Below are 15,658 nucleotides of genomic sequence, written 5' to 3'. Positions count from 1 at the left end.
GTAGCCCGCAGCCTGCGGGCCGCAAGCCTGCGGGCCGCAGGCCAAAGAGCCACGGTCCGCAAATCCAGCCCGTCCGGCGTTTGAGGACCGGGGGCCGGGGCGGAGCCCCGGGAACCCCCGGCGGCCTCAGCCGGTGTTGCGGAGGCCGGCCGCCACACCGTTCACGGTGAGAAGCAGAGCCCGGGACAGCACCGGATCCACGGCTTCGCCGCGCTCCGCGGCAAGCCGCTGTCGCCGCAGCAGCGTCACCTGCAGATACGAGATCGGGTCGAGGTACGCGTCCCGGACGCGGAACGTCTGCCGCAACACCGGGCTGCCGTCCAGGAGTTCGCCCTCGCCCGTGATGCGGAGCACCTCCGCCACCGTCAGCTCGTGCTCCGCCCGGATCACGTCGAAGACGGGCTTCAGCGAGTCCGGGACGAGCGTGTCCACATAGTGCTGCGCGATGCGCAGGTCCGTCTTGGCGAGCGTCATCTCCACGTTGGAGAGGAAGTTCTGGAAGAAGTGCCAGCGCTCGTGCATCTCGTCGAGGACGGTGTCGAGCCCGGCCTCGCGCGCGGCCTTGAGGCCGGAGCCGACGCCGAACCAGCCGGGGACGATCTGGCGGGACTGGGTCCAGCCGAAGACCCACGGGATGGCGCGGAGGCCGTCGAGCCCGGCGCCGGAGTCGGGGCGGCGCGAGGGGCGGGAGCCGAGGTGCAGTTCGGCGAGCTGGTCCACGGGCGTCGACGCGAAGAAGTACGCGGGCAGGTCCGGGTTCTCGACCAGCCGCCGGTAGGCGGCGTGCGCGGCGTCGGACACGGTGTCCATCGCGGCGTCCCAGCGGGCGAGGGCCTCCTCGGGCTGGCGCGGCGAGGTGTGGAGAGCGGACGCCTGGAGCGTGGCGGCGACCGTGAGCTCCAGGTTCTCCCGGGCGAGCGCCGGGATGAGGTACTTGTCGGAGATGACCTCGCCCTGCTCGGTCACCTTGATCTCGCCCTCCAGGGTGCCCCAGGGCTGGGCGAGGATCGCGTCGTGGGTGGGGCCGCCGCCGCGGCCGACGGTGCCGCCGCGGCCGTGGAAGAGGCGCAGCCGTACGCCGTAGCGGTGGGCCACGTCGCGCAGGCGGCGCTGGGCGCGGTGGATCTCCCACTGGGAGGTGGTGATGCCGCCGAACTTGGAGGAGTCGGAGTAGCCGAGCATGACCTCCTGGACGTCGCCGCGCAGGGCGACGAGGCGCCGGTAGGAGGGGTCGGCGAGCATCTCGTCGAGGAGCCGGTCGGCTTCCTTGAGCTCGTCGGTGGTCTCCAGGAGCGGCACGATGCCGATCTTCGCCCAGCCGGCGTGCAGGTCGACCAGCCCGGCCTCGCGGGCGAGGACCGCGGCGGCGAAGACGTCGTCGGCGCCCTGGCACATGGAGATGATGTAGGACTCGACGACCTCGGGGCCGAAGCACTCCAGGGCCTGCTTGACCGTGTGGAAGACGCCGAGGGTCTTCTGCCCGTCGGCGTCCAGCGGCGCGGGCATGGGGGCCAGCGGGCGGCGGGAGCGCAGTTCCTTGGCGAGGAGCTTGCGGCGGTAGTCGCGGGGCATGTCGGCGTAGCGCCAGGACTCCTCGCCGAGCCGGTCGAAGAGCTGCCCGAGGGCGTGGTGGTGGGCGTCGGCGTGTTCCCGTACGTCCATGGTCGCCAGGTGCAGGCCGAAGGCGGCGAGCGTGCGGAGGGCGCGCTCCAGGCGGCCGTCGGCGATGAGGCGGCCGCGGTGGGCCCGCAGGGAGTCCTGGATCAGCTGGAGGTCGGCGAGCAGTTCGCCGGTGCCGAGGTAGTCGCGGCCGTCCTGGTGGGGGGTGCCCTGGGCGAGCCGCTCGCGGGTGTTGACGAGCTTCTGCCGGACGCAGGTGGCCTTGAGGCGGTAGGGCTCCTCGGCGTTGAGGCGCTTGTAGCGGGGGCTGATCTCGGGGAGGAGTTCGAGGTCGCGCCGGAGCGAGTCGAGGAGTTCCTCGGTGGCGCCGCTGTTGCGGATGGAGTTGGAGAGGGCGCTGCGGAGGTTGTCGACGAGGGTGAGGGCGTCGGTGATGCCGTGCTCGTGCTGGAGGATCAGCACGTCCCAGGTGACCTGGGGGGTGACGTTGGGGTTGCCGTCGCGGTCGCCGCCGATCCAGGTGCCGAAGGTGAGCGGGCGGGTGGTGGCGGGCAGGGCGAGGCCGACGCGGTCGAGCTCGGCGGCGAGGTCCTCCAGGACGTCGCCCACCGCGTTGGTGTGCAGTTCGTCCAGGTAGTAGATGGCGTTGCGGGCCTCGTCGGTGGGCTCCGGGCGGGCGACGCGGAGTTCGTCGGTCTGCCAGAGCAGGTCGATGTTCTCGGCGAGGCGCAGGTCGGTGCGGCGCTTGTCCCCCGCGCCCACGACGGGTGTGTCGAGCAGCTCGGCGATGCGGCGGAGCTTGTTGAGGACGCTGCGGCGGGCGGCCTCGGTGGGGTGGGCGGTGAAGACGGGGCGGACGCCGAGGTTCTCGACGGTCTGCCGGAGGTGCTCGGGGTCGGCCTCCTTGAGCTGGTCGGCCGTGCGGGCGAGTATCGAGCCCTCGGCGTCGCGCTTGGCCTGCAGCTCACGGCCGCGGTGCACCTGCTCGGTGACGTTGGCCAGGTGGAAGTAGGTGGAGAAGGCGCGGACGAGCTTGGCCGCGGTCTCCAGGCCGGTCTCGCCGAGGAGGCGGGCGGCGGTCTCGCCGTCGGTGCGGGTGAGGGCGCGGACGCGCTCGACGAGCTCCAGGAGCTCCTCGCCCTCCTGGCGGACCAGGGTCTCGCCGAGGAGGTCGCCGAGGCGGCGGATGTCGGCGCGCAGGGCGGCGCCGCGCTGTGCTTCGGCGTCGTTCCGCGAGGTCTCCTCGGCGGCAAGGCTGATGTGGTCGGCACTGCTCACAGGTGCGGCTCCTTGCAGAGTTTCTGGCACGTCTGGAGGGTTTGCGGACCGCGCTGTCCGACGTCCACCAGCATAGGTCGCCGCCCGACGCGCGGTTGTCCACAGCCCTCTTGCTCCGGGGCCCCGGCCTGCGATACTTACGTAGCCGTAGGTTACGGTCCCGTAGCCATGCCCCGAGCCCCCTTAAGGGATCTCATGACTGCAAGCCCCGACGTGATCGAAGACGCGCCGATGGCCCAGGAAACCCCGCTCCCCTCCGCCACGCTGGGCAGCGACAGCAAGCGCTCGGTGGAGCAGATCACGCTGTTGCTGTTCATCACCGTCCCGTTCCTCGCCCTGCTCGCCGCGGTCCCCCTGGCGTGGGGCTGGGGGGTGAGCTGGCTGGATCTCGGGCTGATGGTGGCGATGTACTACATCGGCTGCCACGGCATCACGATCGGTTTCCACCGCCATTTCACGCACGGGGCGTTCAAGGCGAAGCGGCCGCTGAAGATCGCTCTGGCGATCATGGGCTCGCTGGCGGTGGAGGGGCCGCTGGTGCGCTGGGTGGCGGATCATCGCAAGCACCACCGCTTCTCGGACGCCGAGGGCGACCCGCATTCCCCCTGGCGGTACGGGGAGACGGTGCCCGCGCTGCTGAAGGGCCTGTGGTGGGCCCACATCGGCTGGATGTTCGATCAGGAGCAGACCTCGCAGCAGAAGTACGCCCCGGATCTGATCAAGGATCCGGTGATCCGGCGGGTCTCCCGGCAGTTCGTGCTGTGGACCTCGGTGTCGCTGCTCCTGCCGCCGCTGGTCGGCGGGCTGGCCACGTGGTCGTGGCAGGGGGCGCTGACGGCGTTCTTCTGGGGTTCACTGGTGCGGGTGGCCCTGCTGCACCATGTGACGTGGTCGATCAACTCCATCTGTCACGCGGTGGGCAAGCGGCCGTTCAAGTCCCGTGACCGCTCGGGCAATGTGTGGTGGCTGGCGGTGCTGTCCTGCGGCGAGTCCTGGCACAACCTGCACCACGCCGACCCGACGTCGGCGCGGCACGGCGTGTTGAAGGGGCAGCTGGACTCCAGCGCCCGCATCATCCGCTGGTTCGAGAAGGCGGGCTGGGCGTACGACGTGCGCTGGCCGGACACCGGCCGCATCAACTCCCGACGGAAGGACGCCGCTGTTAACGCGGCATGATTGACAGCGTGGCGATCGACAGCAGCAATACCAGCAGTGACAAGAACCGGACCCCGGCTCCGGGGTCCCGGCGCACCCGCCGGGTGCGGATGACCGGCGCGGAGCGCCGTGAGCAGCTGCTGGACATCGGTCGCACGCTCTTCGCCGAGCGGGGTTTCGAGGGCACGTCGGTGGAGGAGATCGCGGCGAAGGCCGGGGTCTCCAAGCCGGTGGTGTACGAGCACTTCGGCGGCAAGGAGGGGCTGTACGCGGTGGTGGTCGACCGCGAGATGCGGCAGTTGCTCGACATGGTGACGGGCGCCCTCACCGCGGGCCACCCGCGCGAGCTCCTCGAACAGGCCGCGTTCGCCCTCCTCGACTACATCGAGACCTATACGGACGGCTTCCGCATCCTCGTCCGCGACTCGCCCGTCGCCCAGTCGACGGGCACCTTCGCCTCCCTGATCAGCGATATCGCGACCCAGGTCGAGGACATCCTGGGCCTGGAGTTCAAGGCCCGCGGCTTCGACCCCAAGCTGGCCCCGCTGTACGCCCAGGCCCTGGTGGGCATGGTCGCCCTGACGGGCCAGTGGTGGCTGGACGTCCGCAAGCCGAAGAAGGCGGAGGTCGCGGCCCACCTCGTCAATCTGGCCTGGCACGGCCTGGACGGCCTGGAGGCGAAGCCCCGCCTGGTCGGTCACCGCAAGAGCTGACCCGGCGGCTCACTCGCCCTTGCGTCCGACCACGAAGATCCGCCGGAACGGGAAGACCGTGCCGTGCTCCCCCGCGGGGTACGCGTCGCGCAGCAGGGCGCCGTACTCCGCGAGGAGGCCGGCCGTCGCCTCCGGATCGTCCGCCAGGGCCGTCAGGACCGGGCGGAGTGCCGTGCCCTTCGTCCAGTCGAGGACGGGGTCGGGTCCTGTCAGCAGTTGCACGTAGGTGGTCTCCCAGGCGTCCACCGTCAGCCCGAGGCCGGCGAGCCGGGCCAGGTACTCCTCCGGTTCCAGGATGTGGCCCGCCCGGTAGATGCCCCCGAGCCGGTCCCGCCAGCGGGGGCTCTCGCAGAGCGAGTGGAGCAGGACGTGGCTCGGCGCGGTGAAGTTGCCGGGGATCGTGAAGGCGAGGACGCCCCCGGGCGCGAGCGCCGCGACCCACGCCGGGAAGAGCTTGGCGTGGCCCGGCACCCATTGGAAGGTCGCGCTGGAGAAGATCAGGTCGTACGTCCCGGCCGGTGTCCACTCGGCGAGGTCGGCGCGGGCGAAGTCGACGCGGTCGCTCGCGTACGCCGCCGCTTCCGCGAGCATCTCGGCGGAGCTGTCGAGCCCGATGATCCGCGCGTCCGGCCAGCGGTCGGCGAGGAGGGCGGTGATGTTGCCGGGCCCGCAGCCGAGGTCCACCACGCGGGCGGGGCCGCCGGGCGGCTCGGGCACCCGGGCGAGGAGGTCATGGATCGGGCGGGTGCGGTGACCCGAGTGGCGGAGGTACTGCCGCGGGTCCCAGGTGGGTGCGCTGTCCATGTCTCCCAGCATCCGCCCAAGGTATCTTGACGTCAAGAGACTTTATGTCAACAGACCAACTACACTGATCCCCATGGAGGACGAGGTCGATCGGCTTGTCGCAGCATGGCGCCGGGAGCGCCCGGACCTCGACGTGGAACCGCTCGAGGTGCTCAGCCGCGTGAGCAGGCTCGCCCGCCATCTCGACCGGGCCCGGCGACTGGCGTTCGCGGAGCACCAGTTGGAGCCCTGGGAGTTCGACGTGCTGACGTCCCTGCGCCGGGCGGGCGACCCCTACCAGCTCTCCCCCGGCCAGTTGCTGACCCAGACCCTGGTCACGTCCGGCACCATGACCAACCGCATCGACCGGCTCGCCAAGCGCGGCCTGGTCGAGCGGCTGCCCGACCCCAACGACCGCCGCGGTGTGCTGGTACGGCTCACCGCCGAGGGGCGCGACCGCGCGGACGAGGCCCTCGCGGGGCTGCTCACGCAGGAGCGCGCCATCCTCGCCGAGCTGTCCGGCTCCCAGCGCCGCGAACTGGCCGATCTGCTACGCCAGTTGACCGCCCCGTTCGACAACGTTCCCGGCTAGGTCGACCGGGCCCACCCCGGCCCGCCGGGCCAGCGCCACCGCGGCGAGCGTGGAGTGCACGCCGAGCTTCCCCAGCACGTTCTGCATATGGGTGCGCACCGTGTGCGGGGAGAGGTAGAGCCGCTCGGCGACGGCCTTCCGCCCCAGCCCGGCGACCATGCAGCGCAGCACCTCGCGCTCGCGCGGGGTCAGCGACTCCACCAGGCGCTCGCTCTCGGTGCGGTGCTTGCGGGCCGCGGTGAGCTCCCGCAGCACCCCGGTCAGCAGGGCGGGCGGCAGATGCGTCTCGTCCCTCAGCACGCCCCGGATGACGGCCAGCAGCCGGGACAGCGAGCAGTCCTTCGCCACCCAGCCGCCCGCGCCCGCCTGGAGCGCGGCGGCGGCCCGCCGGGGGTCGTCGCGCTCGGCGAGCACCACCGTCCGTACGGCGGGGTGACCGGTGCGCACCCCCGCCACCAGGGAGATCCCGTCGACGGCGCCCTCGTGGTGCCCGGCGCCGTCCTGGCCGGGGCCGCGCGGCTGCCCCGGCGGACTCTCTCCGCCCACCGTGCCCAGGTCGGCGTCGACCAGCAGGACGTCGAAACGACGCCCCTCACCCGCCGCGCGCTCCAGGGCGCGCAGCGCCGCCGGTCCGCTGCCGGCCGCCGAGACGTCCACGTCCTGCTCGGCTGCGAGGGCAGCGGCGAGCGACTCGGCGAAGATGCGGTGGTCGTCGACCACCAGTACCCGAATACGTGCCACAGCCACCCCCTTTTCCTGGGCGGCGGTCAGTGCGGGTACGGCGCCCGGAGCCGGGATCGCCACGCGCGCACGGCCGCCGCCGTGCCATGACAACTACCCCGCCCCCGGGCGTCGTACCTGACTGTCTCGCCCCCTGATCAGCGTCGGCCCCCACCGGCGCTGTGCATCAGCGTACGGCGGGGGTCCGGCGACGGAAGCCGATTGGCAAAACTGCTTGACCCGCGTGTTTATGGTGAGCTTTCTGTTCAGTATTGGGGCAGTGAACGACATGGAACGACTCGTTGTTGTCGCTCTTGGCTGATCACCGTCGCCGCCCGCGGCCTACGCCACGCGACGCGCCCCCGCCGACGCCGTCACCGGGAAAATCCCGGGTTCCCGATAGCCGCCCGCCGCGAACGCCCCGTACACCGCCCCCTCGACCACCGACGCCCGACGCGAGTCGACCAGCACCACCACCGACCCCCCGAACCCCGCCCCCGTCATCCGCGCCCCCGCCGCCCCCGCCGCGTTCGCGACCGCGACCGTCAGGTCGAGTTCCGGGCAGGAGACCCCGAAGTCGTCGCGCAGTGAGGCGTGGCCCTCGGTGAGTACCTCGCCCACCCCCGGCACGTCCCCGGCGTCGAGGAGCGCGACCACCCGTCGCACCCGTTCGTTCTCGGTCACCACGTGCCGTACGAGCCCGCGCGCGGCGGGGTCCGGGAGCGCGGCCAGCGCGTCGGGGAGTCCGGCGTGGGGCACGTCCCGCAGGGAGCGCACGCCCAGCGCGAGCGCCGCCGCCTCGCACCCCGCCCGCCGTGCCGCGTAGGCACCGTCGCCCAGCGCGTGCCGCACCCGGGTGTCCACGACCAGCAGGACCGTCCCAGCGTCCGTCAGCCCCAACGGCACCTGCCGCCATGTGAGATCGCGGGTGTCCAGGTGCAGGGCGTGCCCCTCGACGCAGCACGCCGAGGCCGTCTGGTCCATGATCCCGCAGGGGACGCCGACGAACGCGTTCTCCGCCCGCCGGCAGATCCGGGCGATCTCCGGCCGGGACAGCCCGAGGCCGTACAGCCCGTCGAGGGCGAGGGCGACGGCGCACTCCAGAGCCGCGGACGAGGAGAGTCCGGCGCCCTGCGGGACGTCGCCGTCGATCTGGAGGTCCGCGCCCCCGGCCTCGTACCCGGCCTCGCGCAGGGCCCGCAGCACGCCCGTCGGGTAGGCCGCCCAGCCCTTCGCGGTCTCCTCCGCCCAGCCGGTGGCGGGGTCGTCGCCGCGGTGCAGGCGCAGCCGCCCGTCGTCGCGGGGCGAGGCGGCCGCCCGTACGGTGTGGGGCAGGGCGAACGGCAGCACGAACCCGTCGTTGATGTCGGTGTACTCGCCGATGAGGTTGACCCGGCCGGGCGCCGCCCAGACGCCCGCGGGCGGTCGGCCGAAGGCCCGCTCGAAGGCGCTCACTCGGCCGCCTTCCGGCGCGCGAACTCCCAGGCGTCGGCGATGATTTCGGCCAGGTCGGTGCGGCGGGGGCGCCAGCCCAGCGTCTCCGCGGCCCGCGCGGCGGAGGCGACCAGGACGGCCGGGTCGCCGGGGCGCCGCGCGGCGGCGGTCTGCGGGACGGGGTGGCCGGTGACCTTGCGGGCGGTCTCGACGACCTCGTGGACGGAGAAGCCGCTGCCGTTGCCGAGGTTGCAGATCAGGTGCTCGCCGTCGCGGGCCGCGGACAGGGCGAGCAGGTGGGCCTCGGCGAGGTCGGCGACGTGGATGTAGTCGCGCACGCAGGTGCCGTCGGGGGTGGGGTAGTCGTCGCCGTACACGGCGACGGCCTCGCGCTCGCCCAGGGCGACCTGGAGGACGAGCGGGACGAGGTGGGTCTCGGGGGCGTGCCGCTCCCCGTAACGCCCGTACGCGCCCGCGACGTTGAAGTAGCGCAGGGAGACGGCGGCCAGGCCGTGGGCCGCGCACTCGCTGCCGATCATGTGGTCGACGGCGAGCTTGGTGGCACCGTAGGGGTTGGTGGGGGCGGTGGGGGCGTCCTCGGTGACGGGGACCGTGGCGGGTTCGCCGTAGGTGGCGGCGGTGGAGGAGAAGACGAGCGTGCGGACGCCCGCGTCGCGCATGGCGGCGAGCAGGTCGGCGGTGCCGCCGACGTTGTTCGCCCAGTACGGGGCGGGGTCGGTGACCGACTGCCCGACCTGCGAGAACGCGGCGAAGTGCAGCACCGCCTCGTACGAGCTGTCGAGCCACCGCCCGGCGTCCTGCACCCGGCCCTCGATGAAGCGGGCGCCGTCCGGGACGCTCGCGCGGTGGCCGGTGGAGAGGTCGTCGAGGACCGTCACGGCGTGCCCGGCGGCCAGCAGGTGCGCGGCGACGACGCTGCCGATGTATCCGGCACCGCCCGTGACCAGGTATGTGCTCATGTGCTCGCTACCTCTCGCAGTCGCGCGGCCGCGGCCTCGGGCGGCACGTCGTTGATGAACACACTCATGCCGGATTCGGAACCGGCGAGGAACTTCAGCTTGCCGGGAGCCCGGCGGATGGTGAAGAGCTCCAGATGAAGGGCGAATTCACTCCTGAGGGGGTGGTGGACGGGCGCCTGGTGCCAGGCGGAGATGTACGGCGTGGGCCCCTGCCCGTCGAAGATCCGGTCGAAGCGCCGCAAGAGTTCCAGGTAGACCTGTGGGAACTCTGTGCGGGCCGCGTCGTCCAGCGCGGGCAGGTCCGGGACCCTGCGCCGGGGGTGGAGGTGCACCTCGTACGGCCAGTGGGCGGCGTACGGCACGAAGGCCGTCCAGTGCCCGGTGTCGAGGACGACGCGGCGGCCGTCGGCGCGCTCGGCGGCCACGGTGGCGTCGAAGAGGTTCCGCCCGCCGGTCCACCGGTGGTGCTCGGCGACGGAGGCGAGCACGCGCTCGGTGCGCGGGGTGGTGAACGGGTAGGCGTAGATCTGGCCGTGCGGGTGCCCGAGGGTCACGCCGATCTCCCGGCCGCGGTTCTCGAAGCAGAAGACCTGCCGCACGGAAGGGAGTCGGGAGAGCTCCGCCGTGCGGTCGGTCCAGGCGGCGAGGACGAGGGCGGCCCGCTCGTCCGTGAGGTCGGCGAAGGAGGCGTGGTGGTCCGGGGTGAAGCAGACGACCTCGCAGCGGCCGGAGTCACCGGCGAGGGAGGGGAAGCGGTTCTCGAAGACGGCGACGTCGTAGTCGGGGGCGGGGATCTCGGTGGGTCTGCCGTCCCGCGAGGGGCAGAGCGGGCAGGCGTCGGGCGGCGGGTGGTGGGTGCGGCCCTGGCGGTGGGAGGCGATGACGACACTGTCACCGAGCAAGGGGTCCCGGCGGATCTCCGCGGTGGTGGCGACGGCGGCGGGCGGCCGCGGGTCGGGGGCGTCGCGCACGGCGTCGTCGCGGAGGTCGTAGTAGAAGAGCTCGCGCCCGTCCGCGAGCCGGGCCGCGGTCCGTTTCATCCGGAGCCCTCCTTTTCGAGCTCTTCCGAACTTCTCCCCACGCCTTCTCCCGACACCTTCCCACACAACTCAACACAAGGAAGCATGACCCAACAGCGCCGTCAACAGCGAGCGATGAGGTGATCCATGCGCGAACTGGCCGAAGGGCTGAGGCTCCCCGTCAACTGGCTCGACTACACGATCCTCGCCCTCTACTTCGCCGTTGTCCTGGGCATCGGCTTCGCGGCCCGCCGTTCGGTCCGCACCAGCCTGGACTTCTTCCTGTCGGGCCGCTCGCTGCCCGCGTGGGTCACCGGGCTGGCCTTCGTCGCGGCCAACCTCGGCGCGACCGAGATCCTGGGCATGGCCGCCAACGGGGCACAGTACGGCGCCTACACGGTCCACTGGTACTGGATCGGCGCGATACCGGCCATGGTCTTCCTCGGGCTGGTGATGATGCCCTTCTACTACGGCTCGAAGGTGCGCTCCGTACCGGAGTTCCTGCTGCACCGCTTCGGCCCGGCCTCGCACCTGCTGTCGTCGGTGATCTTCGCCGTGTCGTCGGTGCTGATCGCGGGGGTGAACCTGTACGCGATGGCCATCGTGCTGCGGGCGCTGCTGGGGTGGCCGCAGTGGGTGGCGATCGTCGTGGCGGGCTTCTTCGTCCTCGCGTACATCACCCTGGGCGGCCTCTCGTCGGCGATCTACAACGAGGTGCTGCAGTTCTTCGTCATCCTGGCCGCGCTGATCCCGCTGACGGTGGTGGGCCTGGAGCGGGTCGGCGGCTGGCACGGCCTGTCGTCGTCGCTGAGGCACGGACGCGGCGACGACTTCCTGAGCGCGTGGGGCGGTACGGGCGTCGGCCACGGCAATCCGCTGGGCGCCAACTGGCTCACGATCACCCTGGGGTTGGGCTTCGTGCTCAGCTTCGGCTACTGGACCACCAACTTCGCGGAGGTGCAGCGGGCGCTGTCCGCGAAGGACCTGGGCGCGGCGCGGCGCACTCCGCTGATCGCCGCGTTCCCCAAGCTGCTGATCCCGCTGGTGGTGGTCCTGCCGGGGATGATCGCGCTGGTCATGGAGCCCGCCCTGGGCCGGGCGGGCAGCGGGCTGAGCTACAACGACGCGATACCGGTGCTGATGCGCGACCTGCTGCCGAACGGGGTGCTGGGGCTCGCCGTCACCGGGCTGCTCGCGGCCTTCATGGCGGGCATGGCGGCCAACGTGTCGTCCTTCAACACCGTGTTCACCAACGACATCTGGGCCGCCTACGTACGCAAGGGCCGCCCGGACGCGTACTACCTCGCCACCGGCCGCCGGGTCACGGCGATCGGCGTGCTGGCGGGCATGGGCACGGCCTTCATCGCGTCGTCGTTCTCCAACATCATGAACTATCTGCAGACGCTGTTCTCGTTCTTCAACGTGCCGCTGTTCTGCGTGTTCATCCTCGGCATGTTCTGGCGGCGGGCCACGGCCGCGGCCGGCTTCTGGGGACTGCTGGCGGGCACGGTCGCCGCGATGGTCAACTACTTCTGGCTCTACCAGCAGGGCGTCGTCGCGATCCCGTCCGACCAGGGCGCCAACTTCGTGTCCGCGATCGTGGCGTTCGGCGTCGGCGCGGTGGTGATGGTCGCGGTCTCGTACGCCACCGAGCCGAGGCCCGCCGCGGCACTGACCGGATTCGTCCACGGAACGCTCCCCCGGGGACCGGTGCCCGCCGGGGGCGACGACGCCTGGTACCGCAGGCCCGCGTTGCTCGGCTGGGGCGCGGTCGTGCTCGCCGCCGTCTGCTACGTCCCGTTCTCGTTCTGACTCGTTCTGACTCGTTCCGTCTCGTTCTGAGGAGTCGCCATGTCGTCTGGCAAAAGCCGGCTGTTCGACCTGCGGCTGGTCATCGGCGGCCTGTTCGCGGTGTACGGCGTGATCGTGACCGTCGCCGGGCTGACCGCCTCGGACGCGGACCTGGAGAAGGCCCAGGGCATCAACATCAACCTCTGGACGGGCCTGGGCATGCTCGCGCTCGGGGCCTTCTTCCTGGTGTGGTTCAGACTCCGCCCGCAGGCCCCACCGGAGAGCGGGGAGAAATGAGCTGCTGCCGCCCGGAGTCGAGGGCGGAGCCGCCCCCGGTGGCCCGGTCGAGGAGACCCGTACGGGCCGCGAGGGCGGCCGCCTCCAGCCGGGAGCCCACGCCCAGCTTCATCAGGACGCGCTGGACGTGCGTGCGCGCGGTGCTGGGCGCTATTCCCATGCCCGCCGCGATCAGCCGGGTGTCCTCGCCCTCGGCGACCCGGACCAGCACCTCGACCTCGCGCGGGGTGAGCAGTTGGAGCAGCCGGGCGCCCTCGTCGTCGGGCTGCGCGGCGGGGTTGAGGAGCTCGGCGAAGGCACCCTGGAGGAGCTGCGGATCGACCGCCGCCTCACCCGCGCGGGCCTTCATCATGGCCCGCTCGACGCCCTCGATGCGCTCGTTGTGCCGGACATAGCCGGAGGCACCCGCGGCGAAGGCCGCCGCGATGCCGAGCGGGCTCGGCACCGGGCCGAGCACCACGACGGCGACCTGTGGACGCTCCCGCTTGATCCGCACGACCGGGTCGAAGGCCCCCGGCTCGGCGGGGGCGGCGGTGCCCAGCAGGCACACCTCCGGCGCGCGGCTGACCACCAGATCGGCCGCGCCCGCGCTCGGCGCGGCGGCGGCCAGCACCCGGTGGCCGCGCAGCTTCAGTGCCGAAGCGAGCGCTTCCGCCAGCAGTCGGTGATCGTCGACCACCATGAGCCGCACGCCCATGCGCTTGCCCCCTGTCGCCCGCGTACGTCTCTATGTCGACCCCTCTTGCCCCCGGAAGCTACACGCTTGTTCGACGTTCCGCGCCCCTTACCCGTGAGAAGTCCCCCGGAATGCCGAAATCCCTGCCAATCACGTGTACTTCGAGACTGAAACGGATCGTTCAGGCAGCGAGACGTGACGGGCAGGGATACGACTTTTGGCGTGCTTCATCGTGCGTCAACCGATCGGAAACGACTACGGCGTCAACACGAGGGAACACGGACCCCGCGCGGAGGTGCCGGTACGGGCGTCAACCCGACGAACCACCGTCCGCTCTTCGGGTTCAGCTTCCGCCGAAGGCCGCCAGCAGGTTCTCCCGGTCGAGACCCATCGAGGGTTTGTGGACGTAGTCCGAGCCGAGGTAGAGCCGGCCCTGGGTCCACAGGCCCAGCTTGAACTGCGGCGAGAGGTCGCTCTCCAGCTTCGCCGAGTCGTCGGCGTTCTTCAGCAGCACGTCGCCCTTGTACGTCTTGGGGTCGATCCGCAGAACCTGGCCGCCGTGGTTGTACGTCGCGTTCTGGTAGGCGATCGCGTAGCCGTCCTTGTCGACGCCGAGCGGGGTCAGCTGGGCGCCGGGCACGCCGTCCAGCTTGCCCTTGGTCCGACCGGTGGCCAGGTCGAAGGCGACGACCTCGTTGACCTGGCCGGGCTGGTTGGAGTCGCCCGACGCGTGCTGCTGGGTCGGCAGGTACAGGGTGTCCTTGGTGACGGACAGCTTGCGGCAGCCCTCGACCTCGGTCGTCGAGCACTTCGGCTCGTACGCGCCGTTCCCCGTGGAGATCTTGGCGCGCAGCTTGCCTTCCTTGGCGCTGTCGTCGATCACCATGAAGTCCGAGGCGCCGTTGCCCGTGGAGTCGCCCGCGGCGACGGCCACGACCAGCGGGTCGGTGGACGCCACGTGCGGGTAGTCGATCCCGAGGGGCATCTTGAACGAGGACGTGATCCCGCCCGACTTGGGGTCGAGCGTCTGGATGGTGATCTGCGGGCGCTTGTAGTCGCCGCAGCGGCGCACGGCCACGAGCTTGCCGCCACCGCCGTAACCGGCGTCCTTGCAGTCGTCCCCGTCGGCCTTGGGCTTCCACAGCTCCTTGCCGTCGTCCAGCGACCAGGCGGCGCCGCCCCCGATGCCGCCCGCGGCGACCGTGCCGCCGCCGATGGTGACCTCCGCGAACGTGATGTCCTTGTCACCGGTCTTTGCCGACTTCTGCCAGAGCTTGGTGCCCTTGTTCAGGTCGAGGGCGACGACCTGGGTGCAGGGGCCGCCGTACGGCTTCTCGTCGGTCTGCTTGCCGTCGCTGACCAGGATGACGGCCTTGCCGTCGTCCGTGGCCTTCTGGTTGGCCCAGCAGACGTAGCCGTCGAGCGGGATCTCCCACTTCTTGCCGCCGGACAGGCCGTAGCCCGTCACCTTGTAGACGTCCGTCTTCGCGACGACCTGGTCGGTGGCCCACAGGCCCGCGGCCTGGACCATGTCCTTCACATCGGGCGACGGGACGCTGAACAGCAGCTTGCCGTCGACGGTCTTGGGCTTCGGCCCGCTGTTACCGCCGCCGCCCTTGCCGCCGTTGGTCTGGCTGTTGTTCGCGTCGCCCTTCGCCTGGGTGTCCTTGCCGTCACCGGACAGCGCGTACCAGGCGCCGCCCCCGATGACGAGCGCCAGCGCCACGACGGCGGACACGATGACTGCCGTCCGCTTCTTGCCGCTACCGCTGCCGCCGTCGCCGGCGGGGCCGGCCGGACCGGGCGGGTACGCGCCGAACCCGGGGCCGGGGCCAGGGCCCTGGGCGGGCGGGCTGGGGTAGCCGTATGCGCCCTGCGGGGCGCCCGGCGGCGGCGGAGGCATCTGGGGCGTCTGCGGCTTCTGGAATGACGGCGGGGCCGGCGGGGCCTGTGGGTAGCCGTATCCCGGCTGCGGCGGCTGGCCCTGTGACGGCGGCTGGGGCGGATAGCCGTACGAGGGGTTCGGCGCTCCGAAGCCTCCGCCTGGCTGCGCCGGGGGAACCCCTGGCGGCTGGTTGGGCGGCTGGGGCGGCTGTGACATCAGCTTTCCTCTTTACGCGGGTGCGCCGTCCCGTACGGTCTCCCCCGCGCTCCCGGTGGCCGAAAATCCACCGGGAAGGAGCGAATCGGGCGCGCATCCCGCCAGTCGGGCGGCAGGCGAGCGGACGTCTTTTGTATCACCAGATGAAGAGGGGATACGGGGCGTTCCTGGGTTGCCGCCCGGCCGTAACGAGACCGTTGCGCTGGCGCTGGCCTCAGCTGTTTTCGGCCATACCGCACGTTTCCGCCTGCGGGTCCGTTGCGCCTGCGGCGGGCTTTGTCCCCTAACCCGCCCCTTCCCGAAACTGGGGGCAAGCCCCCAGACCCCCGACCGCGCTCCGCGCGGTGTCCTCAATCGCCGGACGGGCTGATTTTGCGGACCGTGGCTCTCTGACCTACGGCCCACAGGCTTGCGGCCCGCAGGCTACGGACCACGCCCGCAAAATCAGCCCGTCCGGCGTTTGAGGACGCGGCCGCAGGCCGCCCCCGCCGCAGGCGGC

At 71.7% G+C, this 15,658-nt stretch carries 13 protein-coding genes; 5 read left to right on the top strand and 8 right to left on the bottom strand.

Translation table 11 applies throughout. The features are described 5' to 3' along the window. Positions 1-126: 126 nt before the first annotated feature. The gene (gene ppc, locus ACWD4A_RS32850; RefSeq protein WP_451199709.1) at positions 127-2,880 is read right to left on the bottom strand and encodes a phosphoenolpyruvate carboxylase; all 2,754 of its coding nucleotides are present in this window, start codon (positions 2,878-2,880) and stop codon (positions 127-129) included. A gap of 213 nt (positions 2,881-3,093) precedes the next feature. Here ppc and ACWD4A_RS32845 point away from each other — a divergent pair, with 213 nt between their 5' ends. Next, positions 3,094-4,074, top strand: a complete 981-nt coding sequence (locus ACWD4A_RS32845) for an acyl-CoA desaturase (RefSeq protein WP_451199707.1) — start codon at positions 3,094-3,096, stop codon at positions 4,072-4,074. Beyond that, a complete protein-coding gene (locus tag ACWD4A_RS32840) occupies positions 4,071-4,766 on the top strand; it encodes a TetR family transcriptional regulator (RefSeq protein WP_451199704.1) in 696 nt (231 codons plus the stop codon). The genes ACWD4A_RS32845 and ACWD4A_RS32840 overlap by 4 nt, the downstream gene beginning before the upstream one ends. A 9-nt stretch (positions 4,767-4,775) precedes the next feature. Here the strand turns inward: ACWD4A_RS32840 and ACWD4A_RS32835 are convergent, their stop codons facing one another. Then, complete coding sequence (locus ACWD4A_RS32835; RefSeq protein ID WP_451199703.1) at positions 4,776-5,570, bottom strand: trans-aconitate 2-methyltransferase; 795 nt, start codon at positions 5,568-5,570, stop codon at positions 4,776-4,778. Positions 5,571-5,643: 73 nt separating this feature from the next. Here ACWD4A_RS32835 and ACWD4A_RS32830 point away from each other — a divergent pair, with 73 nt between their 5' ends. Then, positions 5,644-6,141: a MarR family winged helix-turn-helix transcriptional regulator gene (locus ACWD4A_RS32830; RefSeq protein WP_451199700.1), complete on the top strand. Its 498-nt coding sequence runs from the start codon at positions 5,644-5,646 to the stop codon at positions 6,139-6,141. Here ACWD4A_RS32830 and ACWD4A_RS32825 read toward each other — a convergent pair. From ACWD4A_RS32825 to galT, 4 genes are all read right to left on the bottom strand, one after another. Beyond that, on the bottom strand, positions 6,100-6,882 hold the full coding sequence (locus ACWD4A_RS32825; RefSeq protein WP_451199699.1) for a LuxR C-terminal-related transcriptional regulator: 783 nt from the start codon (positions 6,880-6,882) through the stop codon (positions 6,100-6,102). The genes ACWD4A_RS32830 and ACWD4A_RS32825 overlap by 42 nt on opposite strands. Before the next feature lie 321 nt (positions 6,883-7,203). After that, complete coding sequence (galK, locus tag ACWD4A_RS32820; protein ID WP_451199697.1) at positions 7,204-8,316, bottom strand: galactokinase; 1,113 nt, start codon at positions 8,314-8,316, stop codon at positions 7,204-7,206. Further along, entirely contained in the window at positions 8,313-9,275 is a 963-nt protein-coding gene (gene galE / locus ACWD4A_RS32815) for a UDP-glucose 4-epimerase GalE (RefSeq protein WP_451199695.1), read from the bottom strand. The genes galK and galE overlap by 4 nt, the downstream gene beginning before the upstream one ends. Then, positions 9,272-10,315 carry a galactose-1-phosphate uridylyltransferase gene (galT, locus tag ACWD4A_RS32810; protein ID WP_451199692.1) on the bottom strand — a complete coding sequence of 348 codons (1,044 nt, stop codon included), beginning with the start codon at positions 10,313-10,315 and terminating at the stop codon, positions 9,272-9,274. The genes galE and galT overlap by 4 nt, the downstream gene beginning before the upstream one ends. A 126-nt stretch (positions 10,316-10,441) precedes the next feature. On the opposite strand from galT, the gene ACWD4A_RS32805 reads away from it, so the two are divergent. After that, on the top strand, positions 10,442-12,106 hold the full coding sequence (locus ACWD4A_RS32805; protein ID WP_451199691.1) for a sodium:solute symporter family protein: 1,665 nt from the start codon (positions 10,442-10,444) through the stop codon (positions 12,104-12,106). A gap of 39 nt (positions 12,107-12,145) precedes the next feature. Next, a complete protein-coding gene (locus ACWD4A_RS32800) occupies positions 12,146-12,382 on the top strand; it encodes a hypothetical protein (protein ID WP_451199690.1) in 237 nt (78 codons plus the stop codon). On the opposite strand, the gene ACWD4A_RS32795 is transcribed toward ACWD4A_RS32800, so the two are convergent. Together ACWD4A_RS32795 and ACWD4A_RS32790 are read right to left on the bottom strand one after the other, a co-directional pair. Beyond that, the gene (locus ACWD4A_RS32795; protein ID WP_451199689.1) at positions 12,339-13,079 is read right to left on the bottom strand and encodes a response regulator transcription factor; all 741 of its coding nucleotides are present in this window, start codon (positions 13,077-13,079) and stop codon (positions 12,339-12,341) included. The genes ACWD4A_RS32800 and ACWD4A_RS32795 overlap by 44 nt on opposite strands. A gap of 322 nt (positions 13,080-13,401) precedes the next feature. Then, entirely contained in the window at positions 13,402-14,961 is a 1,560-nt protein-coding gene (locus ACWD4A_RS32790; protein WP_451199688.1) for an outer membrane protein assembly factor BamB family protein, read from the bottom strand. Between the last annotated feature and the right edge of the window lie 697 nt (positions 14,962-15,658).

It is taken from the genome of Streptomyces sp. NPDC002537, assembly GCF_053594975.1.
Note: the sequence above shows the minus strand (reverse complement) of the source record. Positions and strands in the feature narration are given on the sequence as shown.

Coding starts and splice junctions, on each gene's coding strand:
- ACWD4A_RS32800 (WP_451199690.1), top strand. CDS start 12,146: ATGTCGTCTGGCAAAAGCCGGCTGTTCGACCTGCGGCTGGTCATCGGC.
- ACWD4A_RS32845 (WP_451199707.1), top strand. CDS start 3,094: ATGACTGCAAGCCCCGACGTGATCGAAGACGCGCCGATGGCCCAGGAA.
- ACWD4A_RS32790 (WP_451199688.1), bottom strand. CDS start 14,961: ATGCCTCCGCCGCCGCCGGGCGCCCCGCAGGGCGCATACGGCTACCCC.
- ACWD4A_RS32840 (WP_451199704.1), top strand. CDS start 4,071: ATGATTGACAGCGTGGCGATCGACAGCAGCAATACCAGCAGTGACAAG.
- ACWD4A_RS32830 (WP_451199700.1), top strand. CDS start 5,644: ATGGAGGACGAGGTCGATCGGCTTGTCGCAGCATGGCGCCGGGAGCGC.
- ACWD4A_RS32835 (WP_451199703.1), bottom strand. CDS start 5,570: ATGGACAGCGCACCCACCTGGGACCCGCGGCAGTACCTCCGCCACTCG.
- ACWD4A_RS32805 (WP_451199691.1), top strand. CDS start 10,442: ATGCGCGAACTGGCCGAAGGGCTGAGGCTCCCCGTCAACTGGCTCGAC.
- galE (WP_451199695.1), bottom strand. CDS start 9,275: ATGAGCACATACCTGGTCACGGGCGGTGCCGGATACATCGGCAGCGTC.
- ACWD4A_RS32795 (WP_451199689.1), bottom strand. CDS start 13,079: ATGGGCGTGCGGCTCATGGTGGTCGACGATCACCGACTGCTGGCGGAA.
- galT (WP_451199692.1), bottom strand. CDS start 10,315: ATGAAACGGACCGCGGCCCGGCTCGCGGACGGGCGCGAGCTCTTCTAC.